This is a genomic window from Exiguobacterium sp. s46 (assembly GCF_018618875.1).
GTDB classification, from domain to species: Bacteria; Bacillota; Bacilli; order Exiguobacteriales; family Exiguobacteriaceae; genus Exiguobacterium_A; species Exiguobacterium_A abrahamii.
This window is the reverse complement of the sequence record NZ_JACSMY010000001.1, coordinates 597436-622726: the sequence shown is the minus strand read 5'-3', so window position 1 is coordinate 622726 and position 25291 is coordinate 597436. Positions and strand designations below refer to the sequence as shown.

The 25291-nt window shown below is 45.9% G+C and carries 31 protein-coding genes and 1 other RNA gene; 12 read left to right on the top strand and 20 right to left on the bottom strand.

The features are described 5' to 3' along the window. Window positions 1-12: 12 nt before the first annotated feature. Together KNQ08_RS03190 and KNQ08_RS03185 are read left to right on the top strand one after the other, a co-directional pair. Window positions 13-708 (top strand): dihydropteridine reductase, encoded by a 696-nt coding sequence (locus KNQ08_RS03190; protein WP_214804640.1) that lies wholly within the window; start codon window positions 13-15, stop codon window positions 706-708. 124 nt (window positions 709-832) lie between these two features. After that, complete coding sequence (locus tag KNQ08_RS03185; protein WP_214804638.1) at window positions 833-1612, top strand: HAD-IIB family hydrolase; 780 nt, start codon at window positions 833-835, stop codon at window positions 1610-1612. 53 nt (window positions 1613-1665) lie between these two features. Here the strand turns inward: KNQ08_RS03185 and KNQ08_RS03180 are convergent, their stop codons facing one another. Further along, entirely contained in the window at window positions 1666-1932 is a 267-nt protein-coding gene (locus tag KNQ08_RS03180; protein WP_214804637.1) for a hypothetical protein, read from the bottom strand. A 165-nt stretch (window positions 1933-2097) separates the two neighbouring features. Here KNQ08_RS03180 and KNQ08_RS03175 point away from each other — a divergent pair, with 165 nt between their 5' ends. The 3 genes from KNQ08_RS03175 to KNQ08_RS03165 all read left to right on the top strand — a co-directional run bounded on the left by KNQ08_RS03175 (window position 2098) and on the right by KNQ08_RS03165 (window position 4888). Continuing rightward, the gene (locus tag KNQ08_RS03175) at window positions 2098-3204 is read left to right on the top strand and encodes a citrate synthase/methylcitrate synthase (protein ID WP_214804635.1); all 1107 of its coding nucleotides are present in this window, start codon (window positions 2098-2100) and stop codon (window positions 3202-3204) included. Between the two features lie 25 nt (window positions 3205-3229). After that, complete coding sequence (locus tag KNQ08_RS03170) at window positions 3230-4174, top strand: helix-turn-helix transcriptional regulator (protein WP_133208157.1); 945 nt, start codon at window positions 3230-3232, stop codon at window positions 4172-4174. A 75-nt stretch (window positions 4175-4249) separates the two neighbouring features. Then, window positions 4250-4888, top strand: coding sequence for a type 1 glutamine amidotransferase family protein (locus KNQ08_RS03165; RefSeq protein WP_214804633.1), 639 nt, complete (start codon window positions 4250-4252; stop codon window positions 4886-4888). Window positions 4889-4947: 59 nt separating this feature from the next. Here KNQ08_RS03165 and KNQ08_RS03160 read toward each other — a convergent pair whose 3' ends face one another. The 7 genes from KNQ08_RS03160 to KNQ08_RS03130 form a co-directional block, all read right to left on the bottom strand. Beyond that, on the bottom strand, window positions 4948-5505 hold the full coding sequence (locus tag KNQ08_RS03160) for a DUF1349 domain-containing protein (RefSeq protein WP_149427155.1): 558 nt from the start codon (window positions 5503-5505) through the stop codon (window positions 4948-4950). Between the two features lie 101 nt (window positions 5506-5606). Further along, on the bottom strand, window positions 5607-6134 hold the full coding sequence (locus KNQ08_RS03155) for a general stress protein (protein ID WP_149427154.1): 528 nt from the start codon (window positions 6132-6134) through the stop codon (window positions 5607-5609). Continuing rightward, window positions 6131-7177 (bottom strand): DUF871 domain-containing protein, encoded by a 1047-nt coding sequence (locus tag KNQ08_RS03150; RefSeq protein ID WP_149427153.1) that lies wholly within the window; start codon window positions 7175-7177, stop codon window positions 6131-6133. Before KNQ08_RS03150 ends, KNQ08_RS03155 begins: the two co-directional genes overlap by 4 nt. A gap of 82 nt (window positions 7178-7259) precedes the next feature. Beyond that, window positions 7260-8633 carry a PTS transporter subunit EIIC gene (locus KNQ08_RS03145; RefSeq protein ID WP_214804631.1) on the bottom strand — a complete coding sequence of 458 codons (1374 nt, stop codon included), beginning with the start codon at window positions 8631-8633 and terminating at the stop codon, window positions 7260-7262. Window positions 8634-8645: 12 nt separating this feature from the next. After that, the gene (gene murQ, locus KNQ08_RS03140; protein ID WP_214804629.1) at window positions 8646-9530 is read right to left on the bottom strand and encodes an N-acetylmuramic acid 6-phosphate etherase; all 885 of its coding nucleotides are present in this window, start codon (window positions 9528-9530) and stop codon (window positions 8646-8648) included. Between the two features lie 448 nt (window positions 9531-9978). After that, entirely contained in the window at window positions 9979-10383 is a 405-nt protein-coding gene (locus KNQ08_RS03135) for a BsuPI-related putative proteinase inhibitor (RefSeq protein ID WP_214804627.1), read from the bottom strand. Window positions 10384-10443: 60 nt separating this feature from the next. Further along, complete coding sequence (locus KNQ08_RS03130) at window positions 10444-11397, bottom strand: SMI1/KNR4 family protein (protein WP_251133607.1); 954 nt, start codon at window positions 11395-11397, stop codon at window positions 10444-10446. A gap of 156 nt (window positions 11398-11553) precedes the next feature. Here KNQ08_RS03130 and KNQ08_RS03125 point away from each other — a divergent pair, with 156 nt between their 5' ends. Then, on the top strand, window positions 11554-12465 hold the full coding sequence (locus KNQ08_RS03125) for an EamA family transporter (protein ID WP_214804625.1): 912 nt from the start codon (window positions 11554-11556) through the stop codon (window positions 12463-12465). Window positions 12466-12468: 3 nt separating this feature from the next. Then, complete coding sequence (locus KNQ08_RS03120) at window positions 12469-12930, top strand: hypothetical protein (protein ID WP_214804623.1); 462 nt, start codon at window positions 12469-12471, stop codon at window positions 12928-12930. Between the two features lie 79 nt (window positions 12931-13009). On the opposite strand, the gene KNQ08_RS03115 is transcribed toward KNQ08_RS03120, so the two are convergent. The 6 genes from KNQ08_RS03115 to KNQ08_RS03090 all read right to left on the bottom strand — a co-directional run bounded on the left by KNQ08_RS03115 (window position 13010) and on the right by KNQ08_RS03090 (window position 16287). After that, window positions 13010-13486 (bottom strand): glutathione peroxidase, encoded by a 477-nt coding sequence (locus KNQ08_RS03115; protein ID WP_064300093.1) that lies wholly within the window; start codon window positions 13484-13486, stop codon window positions 13010-13012. 73 nt (window positions 13487-13559) lie between these two features. Next, window positions 13560-13778 (bottom strand): hypothetical protein, encoded by a 219-nt coding sequence (locus tag KNQ08_RS03110; protein ID WP_029341406.1) that lies wholly within the window; start codon window positions 13776-13778, stop codon window positions 13560-13562. A 74-nt stretch (window positions 13779-13852) separates the two neighbouring features. Then, complete coding sequence (locus KNQ08_RS03105) at window positions 13853-14077, bottom strand: hypothetical protein (RefSeq protein ID WP_214804622.1); 225 nt, start codon at window positions 14075-14077, stop codon at window positions 13853-13855. A gap of 19 nt (window positions 14078-14096) precedes the next feature. Further along, on the bottom strand, window positions 14097-14597 hold the full coding sequence (locus tag KNQ08_RS03100; protein ID WP_214804620.1) for a GNAT family N-acetyltransferase: 501 nt from the start codon (window positions 14595-14597) through the stop codon (window positions 14097-14099). A gap of 25 nt (window positions 14598-14622) precedes the next feature. Continuing rightward, window positions 14623-14913 carry a hypothetical protein gene (locus KNQ08_RS03095; RefSeq protein WP_035397924.1) on the bottom strand — a complete coding sequence of 97 codons (291 nt, stop codon included), beginning with the start codon at window positions 14911-14913 and terminating at the stop codon, window positions 14623-14625. Between the two features lie 63 nt (window positions 14914-14976). Continuing rightward, window positions 14977-16287, bottom strand: coding sequence for a M20/M25/M40 family metallo-hydrolase (locus KNQ08_RS03090; protein WP_214804618.1), 1311 nt, complete (start codon window positions 16285-16287; stop codon window positions 14977-14979). A gap of 116 nt (window positions 16288-16403) precedes the next feature. Between KNQ08_RS03090 and KNQ08_RS03085 the strand changes: the two genes are divergently transcribed. The 3 genes from KNQ08_RS03085 to KNQ08_RS03075 all read left to right on the top strand — a co-directional run bounded on the left by KNQ08_RS03085 (window position 16404) and on the right by KNQ08_RS03075 (window position 18966). Next, on the top strand, window positions 16404-17315 hold the full coding sequence (locus KNQ08_RS03085; protein ID WP_214804616.1) for a tetratricopeptide repeat protein: 912 nt from the start codon (window positions 16404-16406) through the stop codon (window positions 17313-17315). A gap of 85 nt (window positions 17316-17400) precedes the next feature. Next, window positions 17401-17589 (top strand): hypothetical protein, encoded by a 189-nt coding sequence (locus tag KNQ08_RS03080; protein WP_058705327.1) that lies wholly within the window; start codon window positions 17401-17403, stop codon window positions 17587-17589. Between the two features lie 1101 nt (window positions 17590-18690). After that, window positions 18691-18966 (top strand): hypothetical protein, encoded by a 276-nt coding sequence (locus tag KNQ08_RS03075; protein ID WP_058704769.1) that lies wholly within the window; start codon window positions 18691-18693, stop codon window positions 18964-18966. A gap of 158 nt (window positions 18967-19124) precedes the next feature. On the opposite strand, the gene KNQ08_RS03070 is transcribed toward KNQ08_RS03075, so the two are convergent. From KNQ08_RS03070 to KNQ08_RS03060, 4 genes are all read right to left on the bottom strand, one after another. Next, window positions 19125-19817 (bottom strand): DUF3800 domain-containing protein, encoded by a 693-nt coding sequence (locus KNQ08_RS03070; RefSeq protein WP_058704768.1) that lies wholly within the window; start codon window positions 19815-19817, stop codon window positions 19125-19127. Window positions 19818-19939: 122 nt separating this feature from the next. After that, window positions 19940-20326 (bottom strand): peptidoglycan recognition protein family protein, encoded by a 387-nt coding sequence (locus KNQ08_RS03065; RefSeq protein WP_241492677.1) that lies wholly within the window; start codon window positions 20324-20326, stop codon window positions 19940-19942. A 9-nt stretch (window positions 20327-20335) separates the two neighbouring features. Further along, entirely contained in the window at window positions 20336-20461 is a 126-nt protein-coding gene (locus KNQ08_RS16945; protein ID WP_275044931.1) for a hypothetical protein, read from the bottom strand. Window positions 20462-20473: 12 nt separating this feature from the next. Continuing rightward, window positions 20474-20878 carry a hypothetical protein gene (locus KNQ08_RS03060; protein ID WP_214804614.1) on the bottom strand — a complete coding sequence of 135 codons (405 nt, stop codon included), beginning with the start codon at window positions 20876-20878 and terminating at the stop codon, window positions 20474-20476. 142 nt (window positions 20879-21020) lie between these two features. Here KNQ08_RS03060 and KNQ08_RS03055 point away from each other — a divergent pair, with 142 nt between their 5' ends. Further along, on the top strand, window positions 21021-21644 hold the full coding sequence (locus KNQ08_RS03055; RefSeq protein WP_152995547.1) for a hypothetical protein: 624 nt from the start codon (window positions 21021-21023) through the stop codon (window positions 21642-21644). A 1390-nt stretch (window positions 21645-23034) separates the two neighbouring features. Here the strand turns inward: KNQ08_RS03055 and KNQ08_RS03050 are convergent. Together KNQ08_RS03050 and rnpB are read right to left on the bottom strand one after the other, a co-directional pair. After that, window positions 23035-24180, bottom strand: a complete 1146-nt coding sequence (locus KNQ08_RS03050; protein WP_064300101.1) for a THUMP domain-containing class I SAM-dependent RNA methyltransferase — start codon at window positions 24178-24180, stop codon at window positions 23035-23037. 112 nt (window positions 24181-24292) lie between these two features. Then, window positions 24293-24666, bottom strand: an RNA gene (rnpB, locus tag KNQ08_RS03045) — RNase P RNA component class B. 134 nt (window positions 24667-24800) lie between these two features. Here rnpB and KNQ08_RS03040 point away from each other — a divergent pair. Continuing rightward, entirely contained in the window at window positions 24801-25244 is a 444-nt protein-coding gene (locus tag KNQ08_RS03040; RefSeq protein ID WP_041255063.1) for a hypothetical protein, read from the top strand. Window positions 25245-25291 lie beyond the last annotated feature (47 nt).

Genomic DNA, 25291 nt, shown 5'->3' with positions numbered 1-25291 from the left:
GAGGAATGAATGATGCAGATCGATTGGCTACCACTAGAACAGGTAACGCAAGAAGGCGAACACACTTACACGTTTCATTTGCAACGCCCAGATGGTTTCGTTTGGGAGGAAGGCGCCCATACGCATATGGCGCTAGAAGGGTTTAATGCAGGCGATAAGCCGAACCGCAGTCTGATTCGGCATATGTCGATCTCGACGCTCCCTCATGAAGGAACGATCGGCATCACGACACGGATTAAACCGGAATGTTCCGTCTTTAAGGAGACACTTCGGCAGCTGAAACTAGGTGAGAAGATTGCTTTGTTTAAGACGCATTCGAACATTCCACTACGCCGGGAACATCGTTCGGTGTACTTACTGTCAGCAGGAGTTGGTCTGGCAACGTTTCGACCAATCATCCTGCAACATCAGGCTGATAGAAGTGGCGTTCCTCATCTACACTCGTTGAACGTCGACTCGACGCGCACTGAACTATTCAAAACTCAGCTTCCTTCGCATGATCAGTTTAGCCCCGCTTATGTCGAGAGTCGCGCTGCCTACTACGATGCTGTCAAAGCGATGACAGCGGACAAGGACGGTTTGTTCTATATCGTTGGTAGTGATGAATTTCTCCGTGACACGATTGACGTGTTGCAATGCGCTAACATTCCAAAGTCTCAGATTATGATTGATAAACGTCAAGACCAATTAGATACGTTTTTTGTATAAGGTACCAATGATTAGACTTCAGCATTGACTGGAGTCTTTTTGTTTTTTCAAAATAAGGAATTGGTATGTTATCTGTAAATATTTGTTATGATAAGTGCATCAACTGACTTTTGGAGGGTTGCTTATGAATTTTGTATTTGATCTCGATGGAACAATCTGTTTTAAAGGAGAACCGATGTCTCAAGACATCGTACAGGCGCTTCATGCAGTCGAGGACGACGGGCACCGTGTGATTTTTGCTTCGGCACGTCCTATCCGTGACATGCTACCCGTCATTCATCCTTCATTCCACGATCATATCTTAATCGGCGGAAACGGATCGTTGGTCGCATCGGAACAAACAATCGTTCAATCAAAATCGTTCGACGATCGTGAGCTTTCTTTTATCACAGAATTACTCGACAAGCATAAAGCCACATATTTAATCGATAGTGACTGGAATTATACATATAACGGACCGCAAGACCATCCTATTCTGAACAATCTAGATCCGGGTAAGACGGCACAAAATGTTCCGCTAGCTCACCATGATCGAATCATAAAAATCCTCATTTTGAGTGCCAACAATCTGAAATCCTTAGAAAACGAGCTACTTCGAATGGATGTCGTTGTTCATTATCATGGATCGGAACAAGTATTGGACATTAGTCCGACTACCATCAATAAACGGACTGCTTTACAAACACTCGGTATCGAGAACGAGGGATACATTGCTTTTGGGAATGACGCGAATGATATCGAGCTATTCAAAGGAGCACAGTATGCGGTCATGATTGGAAGCCATAAAACACTCCGTTTTTACACAGATCACACCATTGACTCCACCAGTCCTTTAGAATCTCACATAGTCGAACAAATCAGGTATCTAAGCCAAAAATACGTCTATTCCACGTCGTATTCCTAAATAACGCCTGGTGAAATTTTTGGATCAATAGTTAAATCTCTATCAATAGTTACTCATCCAAAGAGGAATACGATGGGTAAGAATAATCCGCCCATCAGGAGCATTCCTACTAGGACAGCGATACTCGATTTGAAAACCGACAGCGTTTGTTCCTCTAGTGGCTTGAGCCGTTTCACAGGAATGAGCATGGTCAATGAAGCAACGACTAATGCAAGCGGCTCAAGAATCGTTCGGCTCACTGAAAAGAAAATATCGATCATTAAAAAGACATGTAATACAAAGAAAAATCCCAATAAGCGAATGATCATTGCTTTATTCATATGTACTCCTTCATGGTTACTATATATTTGATTTGTTTCATGAAACAGAATGCACTTTAATTATAGCGCTCCACAGAATAATTTTGGAAACGCATTCAAATAACTGGTGATTTGGTATCGTTGTAAGTCATACTGACAGTAGATATTAGAAAAGGAGTGTTGAAGATGGAATACAAAAAAGGACTCGAAGGCGTCATTGCCGCTGAAACACAAATCGGTTTAGTCGATGGAACGTTAGGTCACCTTATTTATCGTGGACACTGGGCAAAGGAACTCGCATTATCCTATTCATTCGAAGAAGTGGCGTATTTCATCTGGAATGGTGAATTCCCAACTGAATCGGAATTGGTCACGTTCAAAGAACAGATGACGAGTTATCGCGAACTTCCTTCTTACGTTAAAACGATTCTCGATACATTGCCGAACGAGATGGATGTCATGAGTACGATGCGAACAGCAATCTCGGCACTTGGTACACCCGCTTTCGCTTGGCCACCGACAATTGATCAAGCGATGCACGTAACAGCACTCTTACCAACAATCATTGCCTATAAATATCAAAAAAATCAAGGTGCTGACTTCATCGAACCGAATCCGGAACTTGATCACGTCGCGAATTACATCTATATGATCAAAGGACAATTGCCGAGTGATGTTGAGATCAAAGCACTGACGGCGTATCTGATCCTAACGATTGAACACGGCATGAATGCTTCAACGTTCGCTTCTCGTGTCGTCGTCTCGACGGAATCGGAAATGATTTCTGGCGTCTGTGCCGCGATCGGATCCATGAAAGGACCGCTTCATGGTGGTGCTCCGTCAGAAGTCATTGAGATGATTGATGAGATCGGAACAATCGACAACATCGAACCGTGGATCCGGAACAAGTTAGAGAAAGGCGAAAAACTGATGGGCTTTGGTCACCGCGTCTACAAAACACGCGATCCGCGTTCAGAAGCCTTAAAAGTCGTTTCAAAAGATCTCGCGCAAGAGAGCGATTGGTTCAACCTGATTACACAAATGGAGCAAACAGCGATTGATTTGCTCGAGGAATACAAACCGGGTAGAAAACTGTATACGAATGTTGAATTCTTCGCGGCAGCCGTCTTAAAAGGACTCGACATTCCGAAAGAACTGTTCACACCGACGTTCACCTCTAGCCGTATCATTGGCTGGACGGCACACATCCTCGAACAATCGCAAGACAACCGGATTTTCAGACCACAATCGTCGTATACGGGACCAATGCCAGAAAAAGCAGCTAAGTTTTAATGACTCATTGATTGGAGGACCTCTTTTGGCGAAAAGTGATCATTTATTAGCAATTCTTTGGATGCTTCAATCTGGTAAAAAAGTAACAGCCCAGTATATCTCAAAACAACTTGAGATGAATATCCGAACTGTATATCGCTATATTGATACTCTCTCGGCAAGTGGTGTCCCTATCGTTGCCGAAGCAGGTCATCATGGCGGATACAGCTTATTACCTCAATTCATAGAAGCACCTTTATTCTTCGATGCGGAAGAGCAGCAGTCTTTATATCATGCTGCTCTTTTTGCAGAAGAAGCCGGTTACTATGGTAATGCAGCCTTAAATCGCGCGGTATCAAAAATAAAACAGCATGCTTTAGATCCATCGACAAGTGTTCCGATCTTGGATGTGATTCCCTATCAACCCGTAAGGTCGTTGGAAGCCGAAACCTTACTACGGGAAATCGATCAAGCCATTCGCAGCCGAACAACCATACATATTCAATACTGTCGCGCTAATAATGAAGATATTCAATCACGTCACATCAATCCTCTTAAATTGACTTATTGGAAACACGCTTGGTATGTCACTGCTTTTTGTCAGTTAAGGGGCGCAATTCGTCATTTTAAAATCAATCGCATTAAAAGCTTTGAATTGTTGTTGAAACAATTCGATTTTCCAGATGACTTCGATGTTCAGTCTTCTTTTATGAACTCTTTGCTACCAAAGCAGAGAGAACAACAGGATGAATTAATTCTTACTGGTGACACTTCTACCATCGATTCAATTTGCCAACACTGGTACTTTAAGTATTGTTTGGTTGAACAAGATCGTAATCGAGCCGTCTTTAAGATTGAGACGAGCGTTTTAAACGAACAAGTTCCGAGTCTTCTTATTGCATACGGAACATCGATACGAGTCGTTTCTCCAGTTGAAATCAAAAGCAAAATCATTGATCGGTTAAACGAATTAATCGCTTCGCATCAATGATTTATTTTCACTGACAGTAGTTGTCAAGGTAGCTTTTCTATACTAAATGTATCTCATATAGTAAAGGAAGCGGTTATGTTGACTCAAATTGTCTATTTATATGTATTCGATTCAATTTCAGACTGGGAATATGGTTACGTGATGCCAGAGTTACATTCACGAAGATATTTCAAAACAGATGCTCCACAATTAAATGTCGTTACGGTAGGACCAACGCTACACCCTATCACGACAATGGGAGGACTGCGTATTTTACCAGATATCGCAGTTTCTCAATTAGAGCTTACTTTAAAAGATGCTTTGATCCTTCCCGGTGGACAGACGTGGCAAGAGACTCTTCATGATCCCCTACTGAGTAAAGTAGGCGACGCGCTGAGTAATGGAACGCTCATCGCTGCGATTTGTGGGGCGACAGAGGGATTAGCAAAGAGCGGATTCTTAGATCAGCGGTTTCATACAAGTAACGATTTATCTTACTTACAATCCGTTTGCTCGAATTATTCAGGTACATCTTTTTATCAATATACTCCAGTCGTCCGTGATGATTCGTTGATCACCGCATCAGGAATGGCTGCATTAGAGTTTGCCCATGAGATGATTCGAGCACTCGATGTATTTACACCAGAAACGTTAGAAGCATGGTACGGTCTTCATAAGACGAATGAAGCGAAATACTTCTTTGACCTCATGGCTGCAACGTCTATTAATCAGTGAAATTGCTCTTATACAAAAGTGGACTGACGCTAATCGTCGGTCCACTTTTGTGTATCAGTTTATCTCGGAACATTTTCTAAAGCGAAATGCAACACTTCGACTCCACACCCTGCCGCTTCTACATCCGGACTACACGCATACGGTCCAATCTTTAAATCGGTCACATCATGTAAGTGTGCGATTCGGAGTTGCTCTTTGTGCTCTCCTGTCACGTGATACAGCGTGACGTCTTGATTGAGGTAATGGAGTTCAAAGACAAGCGGTGCATCAAACAGCGTATTGTCGACATCCCGACACGACCAGTCCGAGTACCCAAAGCTCGTCACGACGGCACCAAGATGCGATGGACCATTCGGAATGAACTCAGCCGAGACCTTCACCCAGTGATCGTCGTTCACATAAAGCAAAATCCCCGCTTGATCATATGTCGCATTCGGATTTAACTTTACTTCGATCCGGCACTTGAACTCCCCTTTCGGAGCATCCTGCAACAGTGCATGCCCCGTCAGACGGTTGAACTGATAATGGGTATTGCGCCAAAAATCCGTATCCGGATCTGTCATGAAGCGTAATGGTGTTTCCTGTTCGATACGTGTCGGTCGATTGATCCACTTCATTGATAATATCCTCCCTCTTAACGTCCTCTTAGCTTCCGTAACTTTCGATAGCCACGAATGAGCATATCGAGCATACAATCCCTCCTATTTTCTATGAACCCTTAGACTACTTGACGAAGTCGTTGCATATCCTTATTCAATGCTGAGCGTTTCAAACGTCTGTTCCGTATTAAGTATTGCACATCTGACCGGTTATCGTACATAAGTTGGATATGGAAATAATTGATATATTCAAGAATTGCGAATACATATAATAACAAGGCAAGTTGTGTTCCGGAGACGGGAAGCTCAGATCGGAAACGCATCCAATCGATTCCGATCGCACACGCTGTCAGGACGATCAAAGCCAGATTGATGACACGACAGTGACGTAATCGTCGGACGACGGGTTTCGGAGTGATCGACGTTCCTTCCTTCTTCAGACGCCTTGACTTGCTATACCAATACCAAGCTCCCTGAATCAACAACAGCTCAAACAAAAACAGTGACATCCAAAAGGCACTGAGTTCAAATAACTGCAGTCGTGGAAAGACACGATTGCCAACCCAGCTGAGTGGTAAAATCGTAACGACCGTGAACAACTCCCCTCGATACAGATAAGCGAGTCGTTCCGCAACGAGCTGCTTCATGGCGTCACCCACTCGATACGGAACTTACTTCCTGGACCAAGCTGTGCAATCAATGGTTGATCAGCCTCAATGACGCGTCCGAGAACATTGATTCGCTCATCCGCCGGCAGATCACGTTTCGTGATTTGGACCTCGCCTGCGTATCGTCCGTATTTTTCATTATCGATCGTGATCGTTCCAAGCGGACGGGCAGACGGGTTTTGCGGGGTCAAATCGATCGTCGAAGGACTCATGCGCGACTCGACGGACCGAATGACATCCCGCGCCGGATCAAACCGATTCGTTTCCGTATCTCGTTGTACCTGTCGTCCGTTCGCCACGGCTCGGAGGATGATGATGCCGTCTTGCTCTGCTTCGAATTGTCGAATCGTCTCCTCCGTCAATCGTGGATCCCCAACAAGAATTCGGTCAACGGTCGCTTTTAAATCGATGTAACTGGCAAACGGTGCCGCATGCCGGTGTTCTTCAAGTGTCGGTAACGTCTCAAATAACGGTCCACGGAGTGTCCCGTCACCCGGTATGAACGCTTGAACCCGTAATCCTTGCGTCTGCAACCAAGCATTCTTTTCGTCAAACCACGTCCGGTCGAGTCCTGTTTCCGGTCGCGGATAAAAATTATGCCACGCTTCCGTGTGATCGATTCGCAGACCCTGTGCCTTCATCTCCGTCAATTCGTCTGCTGTTAACGTACTGGCGTTCAGTGCGACCATCATCTGTTTCGATAACGTCGCGATTTGCTGCGGGCTGATGCCGTAATCAAGACGCAGTCCTGTCACACCCCAGTCCGTTAACGTCGCTGCCGTTTCCCATGTCTTGCCGAGCGTCGCGAGCGACGCTGGTGCGATGTCCGCCACGAGTTCGAATCCGAGCTCACATGCTAAACGACCGAGCGCTTGCAAGCGTTCGACGTACAGTGAAGAATCGTCCTCGGGAATATGTAGCGATGTAAAGAGCGACGTAAAGCCAACAGCGCGCATCCGCTGTAGCCACTCGCTCGTCTCGTCTGTGATCGGTTCACTTAAATAGATTGATAATCCTTTCATCGACTCACTCCTTCTCTTCTCTACTTAGAGAAAAAGCAGCTGATTCCTTCTTTTGAGAAGGATTCAACTGCTGGTCAACACCTTAAATACCGTCTGCCATCTCTTCTTTGAAACCGAACCAATACGTGAACAGGAATCCTGCCGCGTACGAGATGACGAGACCACCGATGTACGTCAAATACATTCCGTTGTCGATCAACGGTGTTAATGACAAACCGGATACGCCGACTCCAAGCGCCGTCGTCTTCATCGTTGCTTGGAAGGCACCACCGACTGCTGCGCCGAGACATGCCGTTACGAACGGACGGCCGAGCGGCAACGTAACACCGTATAACAGCGGTTCACCGATTCCAAGGAAACCGACCGGAATCGCACCTTTAATGATGTTACGCAGGCGCGGATTGCGCGTCTTGACGAAAATCGCCATTGCCGCCCCGACTTGACCCGCTCCTGCCATTGCAAGAATCGGTAAGAGTGGTGTGTTGCCAATCGTGTTCAAGAACTCGAGATGGATTGGTGTCAATCCATGATGAAGACCAACCATGACGAGTGGTAGGAAGAAGCCAGCCAGCACGGCTCCGGCGAGTGGTCCACCGACCTCAAGCACGGCATTGATTGCTTTCATGATACCGTCTGACAGCAGTCCAGCAACCGGCATGATCGCATAGAGCGAGGCAAATCCGACAATCAGCACCGTAAACAGTGGCGTAAAGATGATATCGATCGATGCGAACATGAAGCGACGGATGTGTTTCTCAAGATACGTCATCAACCACGCAGCGAAGATGACACCAAACAAGCCGCCTCTGCCTGGAACGAGCGGTTCCCCGTAAATCGTGATGTCCGCAAGCACAGGGTTGAATAGAATCCCACCGGCAATCGCCCCGAGCACCGGTGTTCCGCCGAACTCCTTCGCCGTATTCCAACCGACAAGGATTGCGAGATATGCAAAGACCGTCCCACCGATCAAGAGTAAAATCTGCATCCATGTCTGTGTTGCATCGACACCCGCATTTTTTGCGAAGTTCGCACCACCGTTGATGATACCGGAAGCAACAAGACCCGGAATGAGCGGAATGAAGATGTTCCCAATTCGGCGCAAGAAGCGTTTGAACGGTGACTGTTGTTTTGCTTTTACTTTTTGCCGTTCGACGGCAGCTCGTTCTTCTGGCGTCAAGTTCGGATCAACGGACTCTTCCCCGATTGCGAGTCCTGTTTCGCGACTTAAGTGGTCTGCTACCCGATTGACCGTTCCCGGACCGACGACGATTTGCAACGTCTCGTCATCGATGACCCCCATGACCCCATCAATCTTCTTTAACGCATCGATATTGGCTTGCGTCGGATCCTTTAGCGATAAACGAACCCGCGTCATACAGTGCGCAAGCTGCCGGAGATTATCTTTTCCACCGACGTGCTCGAGAATCGCGTGTGCCAGCACTTCTTCCTTCTTCATCCTGTTTCCCCCTTAGAGTGCGTCTCGGACGAATCCGTTCGCTTGCTGTAATCGTTCGACGGCTTCCGCATGCGGAACATTCGCGAGAATCATGACGATCGCCGTCTTGACGTGCCCGTGCGCTTCACTAAAGACACGCTCCGCCGTTACGGCATCGACTCCTGTTGCCTCACAAATCATCCGCTTCGCCCGAATCTCCAATTTTTCGTTCGTTGACTGGACGTCGACCATCAGGTTTTGATAGACCTTGCCGACACCGATCATCGCCGCCGTCGAAACCATGTTCAAGACGAGCTTTTGTGCCGTTCCAGCCTTTAGTCTTGTTGACCCCGTCAAGACTTCCGGACCTGTTTCGACTTCGATCGCATAACGCGCGTGCCGACTTATGACCGCATCCGTGTTGCAAGAAATCGCTGCCGTCACCGCTCCGACTTCCTTCGCGTAATCAAGCCCGCCGATGACATACGGCGTACGACCGCTTGCTGCGATCCCGATGACCGTATCACGAGCTTCTAGCTGGAGCCCTTTTAAATCGTCGACGGCAAGCGTTCGACTATCCTCTGCTCCCTCGACCGCTTTGATCAACGCGCGTTCGCCGCCAGCAATCAAACCGACGACCATGTCTGGTGAGACCCCGAACGTCGGCACACATTCTGCCGCATCGAGAATCCCGAGTCGTCCGCTCGTACCAGCACCGATGTAAATCAAGCGTCCTCCGTTTTTGAATGACGCAATGACATGCTTGACGACTTCCGCGATGACGGGAATTTGTTCCCGAATGACCGTCGCGACCGTTTGATCCTCAGCGTTCATCACCCGTAAGACATCTTCGACTGTCATCTCATCGAGTTGCATCGTCTGTTCATTCCGACGTTCCGTTGCTAATTGATCTAACATCTGCTTCACCCTTTCTCTTCCCTCCCTTTATTATACAATTAGGAAATTTTAATTCAATATTATTTATTTAAATTTGAAATTAAATTTCGATATATAAAAATAAGGTTTTGTCCTTCTTTTCAGGCTTGGTCCCTTGATTTCCTGCTTGTCATAATTTCCTCATTCGCAAAGCCCAGTAACGCAGACATTCGCTCCCGTCCAATCGTCGCGACGAGTAACGGGATGCGTGGTCCGTAGGATTGATTGATCGTCAGTTGAGAGAGCAGCGTCGCATAGTATCATTAGTGAACAAAAAGCTGATTTTCACCCGTTAGATGCCTAACGGACAAAAACCAGCTTCACATGGACCACTTTTGTGCGTCTCATCTTACTAATAACATCATTCGTACTGAAACCTGTATGAGGCTCTAAGATATTTATTAAAGAAGTCATTCACCAGAGGCGTAAATCATTTTAATTTCTCTTCCATATCCTCTACTGAACTAGAACTGTCGCTGTACTGTTCTTTCTCCTCAACGAGATATTCGATATCGTATGTACCCGGTTCGATTGTCCCGCCTTGTACCGTTTGTTTGAGAACGACGGTTTCTGATGCTTTGACGCGTTTCTTTTGTTGGCTTGTTTTACTCTGTTGCTTTCTTGAATCGAAGACGACAGTCCTTGATTTGCTCTCACGAACGATGACATTCAACAAATGCCCAGAGCGAGCTACGACATCAAATGCATGGTCTCCTGTGTTCGTCAATTTGTATTCAAAGACGAGTCCCTCTTTCGTAGTCCCTTTGAAGGATGTCTCATTCGTCTCACTCCCACTTTGCGGTTGGATCATACAACCGCTCAAACAAAGTATCATGGGGAATAACAACCATTTTTTCATCTGTAAAACTCCGTTCTGTGTGAAGAAATTTCTGAATCATTCCCACCCTGGAAGTGGTCGTGGTGGTTCCTCAACAAAGGCACGATATCCATCGAAGCGCAGTCCTTGACGTTGCGGATTATGGTTACGAATCAACGGATCACCTGTCTCGTCCTCGTTCTGCCAAAACCGATGTTCCGTTTGAAAAACCATGATCGACGCATACTGGAATCGTTCCGCCATTAGATATTCCCGTACCGAGTGCATCACTTGTTCAAAGCGCGAATCCGAGTCGTAGCTACTGCCAAGACGTTCTTTTTCTTGTTTCCCTTCGAAGATCTTAACCGAGAAATACGCATCCCGCTTCGCAATCGGATACTCGATTTCAACGCGAACCGAGTCGACGAAGCGAATGGGGCGTGGTTTGCTTACTTCCTCTTCAGAATTGTGATTCTCTACATAATAAGTATTTGTTGCAATCAAGAAGTCCTTGAACTCCCAGAACATATCGCCTTGCGCAATGATCGCATATTCGAGGAACGTGCCGAAGTTCTGTCCAATCGGATCAGTCTCCTCTGTCGACAACTCATGAAACATCCAGTGCATATACGGTGTCTCATCTGTCTTTGCATCTTCCGTCTGGATCAAGACGTATCCTTCGTTCATTTCGCCAATCATCAAGAAGTGATCATAGTCTTCATGGATCAGGTCGTCCTCTTTAGCCTGGATTGTCATTTCAATGACTTTTTCAAGTGGATAGAGTTCGATACCAAGACCTTGGATCATGAACAACTCCGCTCCGTCATGTAAACGAAGGAATGTCTTATATTCACTTGGTAACGTTAGTTTGAACTGTTTTTCAAATGACTGAATCGCCTGTTCCGTCACCGGATCATTTAAATTGAATTGAGCGATTCCTGTATCGTATCGCCGCTGAATGAAGGTCGACCCGTGATTGATTTTTTGTGATAAGACGTCAAGTACCGCTTCGATTTGGTTCATTTCTTTCATGGGTCCCATCCTTTTCATTTTCGTATTCGTGAATGATACGACTTCACCCTATACACCATACCATTTTTTCAATTATTTGGTGTATTCTATCCTACTCGTTCTATGGTATTCTCGTTCTAATATCATTTTAAAAAATTGCATTCGAAGAGGTGACCCATGTCTAAATCATCATCGATGTTGCTCATATTACTCGCTGCGATCTTTTGGGGCACGACGGGGACCTCACAAGCCTTTGCGCCAGAAGATGCACATCCGATTGCGATTGGTGCCGTTCGTCTGGCTGTCGGTGGACTGTTCTTACTCTGTCTCGTTCTCTTCAAAGGAACGCTGACGTTACGCGACTGGCCGTTGCGAACGATTTTACTCGCTGCCGTCAGCATGGCGGCTTACCAGCCACTGTTCTTCTCAGCTGTTTTGATGACCGGTGTCGCCGTCGGTACTGTCGTTGCGATTGGGAGCGCGCCGATCTTTTCCGGCTGTATCGAGTGGCTGTTCCTAAAGAAACGTCCAGCGTTGCTGTGGTGGGCATCGACCGGACTATCGATCACCGGTTGTCTGTTGCTATTGAACAATCAAGGAACGGTTGCGATTGATCCAATCGGAATCGTCCTTGCACTCGGTGCCGGACTATCGTTTGCCGGGTATACGTTCGTCAGTCGAAACCTCGTCAAGACACACGCACCGCTGTCAGTCGTTGCCGTCATTTTCACGACGAGCGCCTTGCTGTTGTCACCTCTGCTCTTCTTATTCGATCTCTCCTGGTTGTTCACGTCACGTGGTGCCGGAATCAGCCTCCATCTCGGCGTCGTTGCGACCGGAATCGCTTACTGGTTATTCGCGAAAGGACTATCGAACGTACCATCGTCGACTGCCGTCACGCTCTCGCTCGGTGAGCCGCTGACTGCCGCCTTGCTTGGTGTGTTCGTCCTCGGTGAAGAATTAAGTGGTACGGCCTGGTTCGGAATCTCGTTATTGTTACTCGGAATCGCCTTATTGATCGGTTCGTCTCGCCTAGCAGCGCGCCAAACCGTTTTGACAGAAGAACGACAAACTCGGACTGGAGGCTAAATCATGCAAGAAATCACGCTTGAGAAACTACAATTTCGCGAAGATTATCACATCGGACTCAATCAGTTCTTGATCGATGTCGCAAATGGTAACCGATTGATCTTTCATTTTCGTGGGCATACGGAGGAGACGATGGTCATCGTCGGCGACTACAGCTGCAATTACTTCCGATTGACCTTCGAGGCGGATGCGATTCTGCTTCGTTCACCGGACCTCTATGAACTAAAAGAAGATGTCGAGATCAACCCGATTCCACTTCTGACGCTGACCGCTTCAAAGCTACTGACATTCGCACGTGAAATGATGAATCTCGATCCTACAAAAGACTGGGTTCATTACTGGCTTCGTGCGTTCGAGCAGGATTTTCATGTCTTGTCTCCCCGTCCACCGGTTCTGACCGATCTCGGGCATAAGCGCAGCGATGCGATTGTCAAGCATTCCTTTGATTCGTTCATCGTTGAATGACATAAAAAAAGCCCTACCTCGCCAAAGGTAGGGTATTCGTTCGTCCCGCCCAACGACTCGCGCCGGACGGTTACTATGATTATAGATACAAGGATAAGGTTTTCTCAACCGACTGGACGGAATCGACCGGACTGAACCGCTGTACGACACGTCCTTGGCGATCGATTAAAAACTTCGTATAGTTCCATTTGATCTTTGACGACAGTAGACCCGACCGTTCGCGTTTTAGGAATGTATAAAGCGGATGTTCATTTGGTCCATTGACATTTATCTTCTGAAACATCGGAAACGTCACGCCATAGTTCAGCTGACAGAACTGCATCGTCTCTTCCTGACTCGCGAACTCCTGCTGATTGAATTGATCGCACGGAAAGCCAAGCACCGTGACTCCTTGCTCGTCATATTTATCGTACAATGCCTGTAGTTCGCCAAGTTGTTTGACGAGCCCACATTTGCTTGCCGTGTTGACGATCACGAGGACACGCCCCGCATAGTCACCTAATGAAACAGTCTCGCCCGCTGCATTTTGTACGGTTGCATCGTATACGGTTTGCATGTTTCCCAGCTCCTTTGCCCCGAGTATAAGACAAAACGCGCACCCTGTCGTTTTCAGGCATGCGCGTAATGCTTTACCAGATCGTCTCTTCTTTGTCGCTCAGTTTGATGACGAACGGTAGGATCAAGACGAACAAGAGACTGACATAACCGAGCGATAAGTAATGTTGCGAGTCTTTTGAAATGTATTGCTTCACGCCGCAGTTCGGACATGCTTTCCCATGTTTCGCAAATCCGACAGCAAGCACTTCTTTCGTTTTGAACTTATATTGGCAATTCGTACAACGTACCATCTGATCATCTCCTTCTTCCTTATCTACTGGTGGATTCAGGAAAAAGTTTCATGAAATTAAAGGTAACCGACATCTTACCTCATCGATTCTTCCCGGTCGCTCAACCGGATTAGAAATGGCAAGAACAGGACGAACAAGAGACTGATATTACCGAGTGAAAGATAAAATTGTGACTTCCGGGACATGTATTGTTTCACGCCACAGTTCGGACACGTCTTGTCTTTCCCATGTATCGCAACACTGACAGCGAGCACTTCTTTTGTGCTGAACTTATACTGACAATTCGTACAGCGTGCCATGACATCATCTCCTTTTCTGTTATCTACTTGATAATCCAGGAAAAGGTTCCGTCGAGTGAACGGGTTGTAAACGCATCTTCAAAAATTCATAGCTTCCACCATTCGTCGCCTGTTGGAACCGTTCGACGGGAAGGAAGCCACTTTTCGTATACAAGCGAATCGCCCGCTCGTTGAATGTCGCGACAGCTAATTCAATTTGTTTAGGTGCATAACGCTCCATCACGAACGCAAGACCGGCTTCTAAAAATGCCACTCCATTTCCTCGGCCCGTCAAGTCTGGTCGCATGCCAAGCCCGACGTCAACGACGTCTGCGTTTGGTTCAAATACATAATAACCAATCAATTCTTCCCGATCCAACACAGCAAAATAATGTTCCGTCCGCTTTGCTGGATCGAGAAATTCTGCTAAATCTTCTTCGTCATTCGGCATATCATAAAATGCAAACGCCCCGTCATATTGCCACTCGTAGGCAATCTGTTCCGCCTGTCGTTGCGTCAGCGGTGAAAATGTATAGCTCATCAAGATTCAGCTCCTCTTCGGTTCGTCAACGCGATCGATTCTTTCGATAGTCTAACAGTAGCGGCAATACATTTAATCCGATCGAGATGAACGTCAGCACCCATAGTGCCCGCTCCATGCCCGGTACGACGTCTTGTAACGCTGCCCAGTCCTCCCGCGCCACGAATTCCGCGACGAGTCGGTATTCGGCGCACAAAGTCAGTGCCGTAAAACTCAGTCCGAGCACCATCAGGAAACGATAGTCCTTACCAATCAAATAAAAGATAATATTCAGTGCCGTAAATCCAATCGCCAGTAAACCCAGTATGATCCACATCGTATTGTCTCCTCTCACCTCTCCTTTTTACTATATTTGGAATCCATTAATCGGTATATCCGCCTAGAGTTGGATTTCTGTCCGCTCAGCGAAATAACGCTCGAGCAGCCGATGATGGAGTAACGTTTCGACCAAACGGACGGTTTCGAGCGTCGCTGCAAAATCAACCTGTTCAAAATCCGTATGCTCATGCAGATAGCCGACGGACAAGTTGACAGCTGGAATAGCTCGTAGCGCGAATAGTTTCGCATCACTGCTCCCCCCGTACCGTGTCGTTCGCCAATCCGGCATATCACTCAACAGACCGGCTTGCTCAAAACATGCACCAAAAGCCGTCTCACAAAAATCAAACTCGCCATAACAACCTGTAACGATGTCGCGTGTACCACGGCGATCAAAGACGATTGCTGCGTCGACGTCCTCTAAAAAGGACGCGTTCATCGCTTCCGCACCACGACAACCGATTTCTTCTTCGACTGAAAAAGCGAGCTTGATCGTTCCGCGGAAGTCAGTCGCTGGGATGCGTTCCATGAGTTCAAGAATCGCAGCGATGCCCGCTCGATCATCTGCCCCAAGAATCCCGTTTGAGCTCGTTAAGATTGTTCCTTCTTGAAACAGCGTCCGGTACGAATCGATACGTTCGACGGTATCAAGATGTGCCGATAATAAAATGACCGGTCCTTCCCCTTGATGATAGGTCACGAGCAGGTTCCCTTTTTCATCGACAAAAGAATCGTCAGCAAACCGGCGGACTGCCTGTTGTACGCGACTGCGAACCATCTGTTCCCTTCTGCTTTGTCCAGGAATTGCGAGCCATCTTAGTAGACGCTTTCTAAAGCGTTGCAACTCCAGCTCTTGTATCGTTGATGCGTCTTGTTTGATGCGGTATAAGACTTCCGCAAAATCTAGCAACAGCGAACGCTGGTCTTTCACTTCAAGTTGAATCCACCGACTCTGTAAGGACACAGTCAACCCTGGAACCGCATCTGCCGCTAAACGAAGCAGATACCGTTGCTGGTTCGTCAGCAGATCCTGCGTATAAACCCGAGCAGCTCGTTTACCGTGACCGTCACAACAGGAACTTGTCAAGATCCCAAGATCGTTCAACATACGAATGACGCCTCGGACATATCCGTCAAACAGATGATAGGGTAACGTCTGTCTTCTTGGATCAAACAATGCTTCCATCCCGTAATCGTCAAGCGGTGCATAGTGATGTTTCGCTTCTTCGATCCAATCGAGAATCTCTTCATCCGTCGCTTCTTGTTGACCCGCTCGTTGCATGACATCTTGTACACAAGCTGACCATGTTGGTTCTTTGATGACTTCTCCACTTAAAATGCCATATCGGATCCATTTGTTCTCGTTTCTCATCTCACATCGACTCCTTTAATGTTGGTACCTATAGAGTAGCAACACCACTGTGACAGCTTGTCACACGCGTTGGTCAGCCCTATGATGAAAGAAAAGAGACAGAAAGGATGAACGGGATGATAACGAGTTATGCACGAGCGCAAGAACTCCGGCACGCCATTCGGGAAACGACGGATCGAGATGAAAGAAGACAATTGGAAGACGAACTGACGAATCTGTACGTCCGCCAAGCGGAGTACTCGAAATTTTCGGAGACGCCGGATTATGGCGCAGCGCGTCGCGCATTGACTATGGCACTTAAATTTCGCCCGAACCACCCGCTTGCGAATTACCGTCTTGGCTATATTCTTTATGTCAAACGCCAGTATGCGGAAGCGATACGTCACTTCAGCCGAGCGCTCGACGGTACGGTCGACGCTGCTCTGAGCGACATCCAGACGACACTGACGCATATGTTTGTCGTCAACTGCAGCATCTACCTGGCTCGCGAATCACTTGCTGAACTCGAATACCGAAAACACGAGGAACATCCGGACGAAGCGGCACGACTCAATAAATATCGAAACGAGTTACTCGTTGAAGACGAGCAATTATTTGACCGCCTCTATTATCGAAAGATCCAAGATGGAATGGAGACATTAATCAATGAACGTTCGTTTCAGGAGTATCAGGCTGACGTTCAAGAAATCATCTTACGTAGCAGTTCGGAGGGAACATTCGTCGAGTGGGGAAAACAAACGATCTTACTGAATCCGAACGGATTTTTGGCACTCTTCGTGATTGTGACGAACACGACTTCGACGTATCCAATGCTTGCTGAGCGATTGACGGAATTGGGCGGTCAAGCGATGACGTACGATCATGTCCGTCAGCTCTTACGTCGCTTACGAAACGATTTGCCTTTCTTTCAGGATGTCATTCAATCAACATCGATTCGAACGAATGATGGTACACGAATGAGTAGCTTTTCCGTTACGGATGATGTGAAGGTGACCGTCTTATGTCGTGCTGATCATTTATTGATGTAGAAAGAAAAATGGAGATCATTTGTAAATGAATCTTTCGAGCGATATACTCTTACTTTCATATACGCTGCTTAGGAGGAGATTACGAATGGAATCGCTGAAGGAGTCATATGTAAAGCTTGATGGGTATGTCGTCGTTAAAAAAGATGGTGGCCATGTACCACACGAGGAATTTCTCGTCGAATTCACCAGCTGGCTAGAGACAAAAGATCGTGGCTGGACAGGACTTTCTACTCAAGTCGATCAAGACGGCAACGCCATCGACAACATCAAATAACTACATACCCCAAAAAGACCGGACGAAGGTGCATTCCTTCGACCGGTCTTTCCATTACTACTCCATAAAATTAATCCGTACCCCGATGATTTGCTTCTCTCGATTTTTCTTTACTTTCAGATCATAGATGCCATCTCCATATCCGGACTCGGTTACGATACCCGCTCGAAACAAATGGATTCCTATTGAGAGCAATATAATTGAATTTATTTCACTCAATTCTATTGAGACTTACTTCGGTTTCAGTCGAGTCAATAAATAATTTCAAGTAATTAAAATAAAAAGTACAATCTAGAATAGTTAACCTATATAGACTAACTACTCTAAATTGTACTTTTTTTGACAATTATTATAATTTTAGCCTGATGTCTGAACCACTTTCATAATTAAATCGTATACTCCATTGATTGCTACACCAGAAATTAGTGTTTTTAAGCCTTCGATGTTTTTTTTCATTGGCATCGCCTCCATTTTTACTATAAATAAAGAGATTAATACGACAAAAATGACTGCTAGAATCGAACTAGCACAATCAGGCGCAAGGCTAAAACTATAATATGTATATAACTATAAAACTTTTTTCAGTATATTGCAATAGATTTTGAATATTTTTATAAATATTCACTCAATTTCATTAACAAGCCTTTACTAATCCTTAAATTGTCTAGAATATCCGTAATTATAAATTAATTCTAAAACTATGTTCATTAAGAAATCAACACACAATATTCTAAATAACTTAAAAGAAAAACCGCTCAACCGAGCGGCTCATGACTTTTTGGCGAAAAAAATAATAAAGTGGGAACTAGCTCAGACTCAACTCTCACAAATGCCTTAAAACTGCGAACGTTTCCGACGCAAATCATAATACTGATAAAACTATACGTCGAAATCATGATGTCTTTTCCCGTCCTGTCAACGTTTTGAATCGGTAATTTCACTTCACTGCGCAGTCAGGTATCTCCTACTTACTGTCCAATCGTCCCTTAGAATAATAAGTGTGCAATGGATTGTTAAAACTCCTTCTGATTCGTTTGCGTCATATCTACGCGGTGTATAGATAAGCTTTGACCGCTGAACTGTTTCACACAAGGAGGAGCTATGAAGGTTTTACTTGTGAACAAGACGCAGATCGCGCTGGTTGGAGAGACAGCTGAGATCCTCGCCGCCTTCGAACGCCTGACGCAAGGCTTGCAGGTCGACATCGTACACCAGACGGAGACGCTGATGGAACTCGACGTCAGCGAGAGCCAGGCGCGTCACGGAACAATTGAAGATGCGACTTTGAGCGTCCTAAGGGGCGCTCTTTTTGTGCATAGAAAAAGACCTCCCGCTAATGCAGAAGGTCTGAAAAATTCAAAAAGAAAAGCCCTTTAAGGGCCCGCATGGGACGGCGTACACACAGCACGCTTAATAATTACTATCGTGATCCACGCGTGAACAGTGTTAGTTGTCTAACCTGTAACTGAATAATAACACTACTATCAAACGTTGTAAATAATCCTGAATGTTTTTTTGTTTTTATTTTTTTATGTTTATTTTGGACATCTGATGCAGTTGTGATTGTCCAAATTTAGTTGCGTCATTTGTCTTTTTCGCGCTAGGTTCCAAATTCGATTCGCTAATATATCACTAGCTTGTATCATAAAATCATTATGAGAAGTTTTGTATTGAATGTTGACTCGCAACGTTGAATTAAACAGCTTTTTTCTAACCATAGAATAATCGAAACTGACAATACCTTTAGAAAATTCTTCGTGTATCGACTCTTCTAAACCATAGTAACCATTGGTCGATGTCGGTTGCTCATCAATAAAAATATTTAAATGAGTTGGAGCATTCGGGTTTACTTTGTTTTCTCTTATCAACACCTCGAGTTTCCTTTTTATAGCCATCTTCAGGGCATAATCTTTGAAACGATGCCGAGAAAGTTTGTCTTCCATTATATCATCATACATATGCTTGATTTCGGTAATCACCGAAAATGATTCAACGTCTTTCATGATTCCCATTAAAGATCTTTTATGTTTATTTTGTAAAAAACAGGCTTTGGCTTCTGCAATTCCAAGGTCCTTACAAATGCTCAATGCTAATTTACGGTATCGTCGTGTAGTTCTTTCTCGAACTACTTTATCCAAGAATACGAATCCACCATAAACAAAATATCCTGATTCTTCTTTTTTATGTAGAACTCCAGAATCGTCTGCGTAAAATGTTATTATCTGCATTTAAAAGTTCCTCTCGTAAATTAATGCTTTCATTATATCACCCCGATTCTTTTTATTCTCTAAAAATGGAAAAAGCACACCTGTGAGTGAACTGAACCAAAAAAGTTAGACAATATAATTTGTCAGGCGACCTTGAGATACAGGAGCTCTGACTGGAGCACAGCGAAGAAGCTTTCGATGTCAGCTTTGAACGCGTCGCCACGTTTCTCGTCCAAGATGCGGTGCGGGCAGTTCTTGCCTGACCATTCCTTATGGAACCGTATGTCATCCCCGTCGAGACCGAGTTGGATCAAGGCTTGCGCTGTATACTCGATGGCGTTCGCTTCCGCCGCATTGTAGCGTGCTCCATCACTCTTCGAGTAGCAAATTTCGATGCAAATCGATGCGCGGTTGCCTTGCCATCGTTCGTCACCAGCATGCCAGGCGTTGCGATTGAACGAGATGGCTTCGACGGCTTCCTTGTCATCGATTGCGATGTGGAAGGAAACCTGGTTATTGTTCGACTTCATGTAATTCACTTAGTTCTCTGCTGCCGCATCGTTCCACGTGTTGTGGATCATGATGTTTTTCGGTTTGAGTGCATATGGTGCTTTAATGTCATACTTCGATGCGGGTAACCAATTTTGTACGATTTTATAAGCCATGGTGTAGCCTCCTTATTTATATAAGATGCCGAGTATCCTTGCGATACCGCAGATAATGAGTGACCACTTGCCGAATGCCGCCCACATGCGGTCGCTTCGCTTGTCTTGGACTTCGACGCTTAATTGTTGCTGGGCGTGTTGCCGACTCCGTTCATTCTCGAACGCAGTGGCGAACTGGGCGATTGCCGTTTCCTGCGATTTAAAAAGTCCACGCGTCATTTCCTGCGAATCTCGGATGACCGAGCGTGTCTCGCGGGAGACGTCGTGGAGCGTGGATTTGATTTCAAGCTGTGATCGTTCGACGGCACTGAGCTTGTCATTGATCGATGTAATGTCGATGCGCATCTTTTCGTCCGATTGTTCGAGCAACGCAATACGTTCCCCGTGGTTCTGCACGGTCTGGATGATGGAATCCATGTTGTCGGCTCCTTCCAAGCGATGACCCCCTAGTGTGATGTAAGTGTGAGTGAGGCAGGTGAAGTATAGGATGTTGTCGAAATAGACACTGAACATTAATAAAAAGTAAGGATGTGTTTTTTTGACTCAACCGAATGATAAGATGACAGGAAAACAAATGTTTGATGTTGTACTTGAAGCTGGACTACAACTGGTTCCATTCGCGGGCGGTAGCCTAGCAACTCTGTACTTCGGCTCTAAACAAGCAAAACAATTCAATCGTATCGAACATTTTTATAAGGAGTTTGCGGAAAAAGTGAACGCACTGGAAAGTGAACCCACTTCCTTGAACGAGCAACAACAAGAAGAATTGACCGACTTGATCGATGACGTGAATGAGAAAGTAGAACGTGAAGCATCTGAGAAAAAGCGAAAATATCTGCAAAATTTCTTACTTCACTCGTTAAACACTCCAACCGCACAAGATTTCGACACCAAGAAATTTTTCTTAGATGCTCTTGGAACGTGTAATGAATTAGATTTAGAAATTTTAGCTTCCCTTAGCCGGAATTTACCCGATCAGTTTATGGTCGTTGGGTCTATCACTAAACCAGGAGTGGAGCAATACGCCATCGTAGGTTCAATCGGGCGCCTAAAAAACCTTGGATTCATTTATGCCATCACACAAGGGATGACATTCGGAGGAAATACAGATAATTCGTTATCTGATGCTGTTACAATCACGCCTTTCGGAAAGCAGTTCGTAAATTACTGTCTATCTGAATGAACAGCAACGGACCGGTTTGAGTGCCGGTCCATTTTTTCCGCTTACATGAAATGAGTTAACTAATGATAAACTGACCAGATCCCTGTTTATCGTCAAATTGAGAGTTATTGACGTACATGTTCGTGCCGCTCAAAGTATATAACCCATAGCGGGATCCGAACGCGATACAGTTCTCTAACCACAACTTCGTGCCAGACTGATGCGTCGCAAAAATACGAATCTGTTTAGTACCCTAATCTTCGTAAGAGAGTCGAATGCCACACACCTAAAATCTACAGTTTCAGTCTCTGGTTGAACGTCCGCTACGCTCGTGCCCATGTTTTTGAAATAGCGCCCGTTCAATCGAATGCCTTTCACTCCCACGTGAGATGTCGAACCATTATTCGTGTTTGGGGAAATCAGGTTAGGCAATCCGTTATAGGCTCCACACAATTGACCTCAATAAATTTCAGAGCGGTCACCAGGACGCTGTCGCTATTATAAGCGTTATAGTTGAACCAGTCTTTTCACGCATGTAAAGCAAGACACGTTTGGGAGAATGGTTCGTCTGTCCATAGATTTTGACCGCATCTGCATCCCCGTTAGTTCCGGTCGCATGTAAAAAATCACACTTTTTCTCGAAGATGCTCAATGCATTACTCGCATTGATTCGGTTGGCCTACAAGTTTCCGTTGTTCCCACCAAAGATGATTAAATTTTCCAATTATAGATTCACGTTTCCGAGCACGTTGTCGACTTTGAAATGTGCAGAAGAATGCAGCAGTAATACCTTCTCTGAATTCGGTGTATTTGAGTAGAGGTTTTGGACATACAACGTCGTTTCGTCTTTATAGAACGAACCCGATTGGTTATCACAAGCTTTCAAAGAAGAAACTCTTACGTACTTTTGACCAACATCATCTAACGTTAAATCAATAACTTCTTCTACGTTCGTGGTGTTTTATAGAGATTAGTGTATCCGGGTGATTTAGTTACGTATACTTATACTTATCAGACATTGGATTGCGGAATGAAGAAGACTTGATCTGTCTCGGTGTCAATAGCACTTATCTCTGACAATCAGGACTTCGCCGGCATCATACGTCAAAGCAGCGCCTCTCCCGAGCATCACATTGCAACGGTCTGCGGCATAGGCATGAGTTCTTACTGATGGAGATGGATATACAGGCGAAGTCATCTAAGAACGTCTTGGTTATGGCGATACGACGATGAAGATGGACACGTACGCTCACGTATTGCACACTTTGCAATACAATACGGCGACGCAATTTGAACAGCTTTTGAAACGCAAAAAAACCGCTCAACAGAGCGGTTCGTGAGGAAATTTCCGATTTTCACACCAAGTGTGCAATAAGCGTGCAATGGAATTTCTGTAAGTGCTAGAAATGGCTTAAGCCTGCGGACGTTTCCGACGCAAACCATAATATTGATAAAATTGAACTTCGATATTCCCGTTATAAAGCTTCCGGCGCTTCGTCGCTGGGCGACCGTACGCTTTTTCGAACTCAACATACGACGTGATCATGTAGACGCTGTAGTATGGGAATTCTTTATACGCCGTACCAATCTTGCGGTACAACTGATGGACTTCACGTGCGTCCTCCAAACGTTCGCCGTACGGTGGGTTTCCGATGATGACACCGAAGTCTTCCTTCGGTTTGAAGTCTGCTGCGTCGCGTTGCATGACGTTGATTGCATCGCGGACGTCTGCGAGTTCTGCGTTTGTTTTCGCGAGCTTGACCATCTCTGGATCGACATCGCTTGCGTAGATCTTCAGTGGTTTGTCCCACTCCGCTTTTTCGTTCGCTTCCTTGATCGCATCGAACCACGCCTTCTTCGGAATGCATTTCCATTCCTGTGAGACGAACTCGCGGTTGATCCCTGGTGCGATATTACGCCCGATCATCGCTGCTTCAATCGCAAGCGTACCTGAACCGGTAAAGACGTCGTAGAGCGGCATGTCCGGCTTCCAGTTCGTCAGCATCAACATCGCTGCTGCCATCGTTTCTTTGAGTGGAGCGGCTGAGTGGAATTCACGGTAGCCGCGTTTGTGTAACGCGTCGCCAGACGTATCGATCGTTAATGTTGCGATGTCTTTTAACAAAGCAACTTCAATCGGATAGCTCGCACCCGTCTTCGGTAACCATTCCGTCCCTTTGTTGTACTGTTCTTGCATGTGCGAGACGATTGCTTTTTCGGTGATTTTCTGGCAGTCGCGGATCGAGAAGAGCTTCGACTTGACCGAACGACCGTTGACGATGAAGTTCGCATCCCACGGCATCAATTCGTGCCACGGTAGTGCCTTAACTTGATCGAACAATTTTTCGAACGTCGTCGCGCGGAACTCAGCGACGACGAGTTTAATCCGGTCCGCTGTCCGAAGCCACATGTTCAAACGAGGAATGTCCTCCATCTCACAATCGATGTAGACCTTTCCGTCCTCGACCGTACATTCATATCCTAACGCACGGACTTCTTTTGCGACGAGCGCTTCGATTCCCATCGCCGCTGTCGCGATGACTAAGCGTTTTGCCATATCGCGTTCACTCCTTTATTGTTTCTTCCACTGAATCGTTTCATTGCAATAAAAAAAAGAGCCCAGGGTGGACCTGGACTCTCGTTCAACTTAAAAATAACAGCCTATGTGGTCCTGTAAGCCATGTTCTGTTCCTTAGTGTTCCAAACGGTTTGACCCTCACACGCAGGCGACAATCATCTATCTCCGTATTTGCATACGCTCTCCTTCGCGTTCAGTTCCGCTCCGGAAATTCCCCTACCAAATTTGGGTTTCTCGCTCGTGGGGTTTACCTCGTTCCACCTTCATGGTTTCCCATGAAGCTCCGTCACTGTGGCACCTTCAAGAAGTTTCGGCCATATCCGAAGACTTAGGCGTTCCTTCTGCCGTCAGCTTGACGCTGCCTACACTTATCTTTTTGTGTAGCACGATCACTACAGCCATCGCAGGCTGTGCGAGCATGGACTTTCCTCAAAGCACCGAAATGCCCCGCGATTGTCCGAACCAACATAGTCACTGCTTATGAGTGTAGCGTAGATGCCGCTTTCCTGCAAGAGGCAATTCTCCTTTTATAAACGAAAAAGTTGCGTCCCTGCCTCATTTCACGGTATAGTACAAGAGTTCAGAAGGGGGCATGTAGCATGAAAAAACGACGCTCTGGTACGAACCGGCGAACGGTTCGCAAGTTGACATTCCTGATCGAGATCGATGAGATCAAGGCACTTCATCTGCGAAACGGCATCTTCGCCTTCTATCGTCAAGGAGAGCTCATCCACGCGTTCGAGCCGTTCAACGTCAAGGCGCCCGATGCACTCTCAAAACGTAGCTATCATTTCGATCAACACGATATCTTGCTTATGAATGAACGTTTCCCTGAGCAAATCCCGTTGTATGATAATGCGATGACGTTACGCTCTTGGGCCGACCAGGTCGCTTATGGTTTATACCAATTGATCGATTCCAGTCGCCTGTCATTCGTCCATGAGGATGATACAGGATACAAGATGGAAGCGATGATCACGTGGACTGGAGAGGCATTAACACCTCCGACGCCCGTCTATAAAAAAGGAAAAGACCCGAAGTAATCTTCAGGTCTCGTACAGCGTTTCTCACTAAGTGGGAGGCGCTTTTT

Bases quoted from the DNA above. Each gene is read 5' to 3' on its own strand.
- KNQ08_RS03175 (WP_214804635.1), top strand. From the start codon at position 2,098: ATGGAATACAAAAAAGGACTCGAAGGCGTCATTGCCGCTGAAACACAA.
- KNQ08_RS16945 (WP_275044931.1), bottom strand. From the start codon at position 20,461: ATGGCTTATAAAATCGTACAAAATTGGTTACCCGCATCGAAGTATGAC.
- KNQ08_RS03150 (WP_149427153.1), bottom strand. From the start codon at position 7,177: ATGAAAGGATTATCAATCTATTTAAGTGAACCGATCACAGACGAGACG.
- KNQ08_RS03135 (WP_214804627.1), bottom strand. From the start codon at position 10,383: ATGATACTTTGTTTGAGCGGTTGTATGATCCAACCGCAAAGTGGGAGT.
- KNQ08_RS03130 (WP_251133607.1), bottom strand. From the start codon at position 11,397: ATGAAAGAAATGAACCAAATCGAAGCGGTACTTGACGTCTTATCACAA.
- KNQ08_RS03145 (WP_214804631.1), bottom strand. From the start codon at position 8,633: ATGAAGAAGGAAGAAGTGCTGGCACACGCGATTCTCGAGCACGTCGGT.
- KNQ08_RS03070 (WP_058704768.1), bottom strand. From the start codon at position 19,817: ATGCAGATAATAACATTTTACGCAGACGATTCTGGAGTTCTACATAAA.
- KNQ08_RS03125 (WP_214804625.1), top strand. From the start codon at position 11,554: ATGTCTAAATCATCATCGATGTTGCTCATATTACTCGCTGCGATCTTT.
- KNQ08_RS03155 (WP_149427154.1), bottom strand. From the start codon at position 6,134: ATGAAGCAGCTCGTTGCGGAACGACTCGCTTATCTGTATCGAGGGGAG.
- KNQ08_RS03080 (WP_058705327.1), top strand. From the start codon at position 17,401: ATGGAATCGCTGAAGGAGTCATATGTAAAGCTTGATGGGTATGTCGTC.
- KNQ08_RS03065 (WP_241492677.1), bottom strand. From the start codon at position 20,326: ATGAAGTCGAACAATAACCAGGTTTCCTTCCACATCGCAATCGATGAC.
- KNQ08_RS03085 (WP_214804616.1), top strand. From the start codon at position 16,404: ATGATAACGAGTTATGCACGAGCGCAAGAACTCCGGCACGCCATTCGG.
- KNQ08_RS03050 (WP_064300101.1), bottom strand. From the start codon at position 24,180: ATGGCAAAACGCTTAGTCATCGCGACAGCGGCGATGGGAATCGAAGCG.
- KNQ08_RS03120 (WP_214804623.1), top strand. From the start codon at position 12,469: ATGCAAGAAATCACGCTTGAGAAACTACAATTTCGCGAAGATTATCAC.
- KNQ08_RS03075 (WP_058704769.1), top strand. From the start codon at position 18,691: ATGAAGGTTTTACTTGTGAACAAGACGCAGATCGCGCTGGTTGGAGAG.
- KNQ08_RS03185 (WP_214804638.1), top strand. From the start codon at position 833: ATGAATTTTGTATTTGATCTCGATGGAACAATCTGTTTTAAAGGAGAA.
- KNQ08_RS03160 (WP_149427155.1), bottom strand. From the start codon at position 5,505: ATGAAGTGGATCAATCGACCGACACGTATCGAACAGGAAACACCATTA.
- KNQ08_RS03110 (WP_029341406.1), bottom strand. From the start codon at position 13,778: ATGGTACGTTGTACGAATTGCCAATATAAGTTCAAAACGAAAGAAGTG.
- KNQ08_RS03105 (WP_214804622.1), bottom strand. From the start codon at position 14,077: ATGGCACGCTGTACGAATTGTCAGTATAAGTTCAGCACAAAAGAAGTG.
- KNQ08_RS03055 (WP_152995547.1), top strand. From the start codon at position 21,021: ATGACAGGAAAACAAATGTTTGATGTTGTACTTGAAGCTGGACTACAA.
- KNQ08_RS03090 (WP_214804618.1), bottom strand. From the start codon at position 16,287: ATGAGAAACGAGAACAAATGGATCCGATATGGCATTTTAAGTGGAGAA.
- KNQ08_RS03040 (WP_041255063.1), top strand. From the start codon at position 24,801: ATGAAAAAACGACGCTCTGGTACGAACCGGCGAACGGTTCGCAAGTTG.
- KNQ08_RS03095 (WP_035397924.1), bottom strand. From the start codon at position 14,913: ATGTGGATCATACTGGGTTTACTGGCGATTGGATTTACGGCACTGAAT.
- KNQ08_RS03190 (WP_214804640.1), top strand. From the start codon at position 13: ATGCAGATCGATTGGCTACCACTAGAACAGGTAACGCAAGAAGGCGAA.
- murQ (WP_214804629.1), bottom strand. From the start codon at position 9,530: ATGTTAGATCAATTAGCAACGGAACGTCGGAATGAACAGACGATGCAA.
- KNQ08_RS03115 (WP_064300093.1), bottom strand. From the start codon at position 13,486: ATGCAAACCGTATACGATGCAACCGTACAAAATGCAGCGGGCGAGACT.
- KNQ08_RS03180 (WP_214804637.1), bottom strand. From the start codon at position 1,932: ATGAATAAAGCAATGATCATTCGCTTATTGGGATTTTTCTTTGTATTA.
- KNQ08_RS03165 (WP_214804633.1), top strand. From the start codon at position 4,250: ATGTTGACTCAAATTGTCTATTTATATGTATTCGATTCAATTTCAGAC.
- KNQ08_RS03100 (WP_214804620.1), bottom strand. From the start codon at position 14,597: ATGAGCTATACATTTTCACCGCTGACGCAACGACAGGCGGAACAGATT.
- KNQ08_RS03060 (WP_214804614.1), bottom strand. From the start codon at position 20,878: ATGGATTCCATCATCCAGACCGTGCAGAACCACGGGGAACGTATTGCG.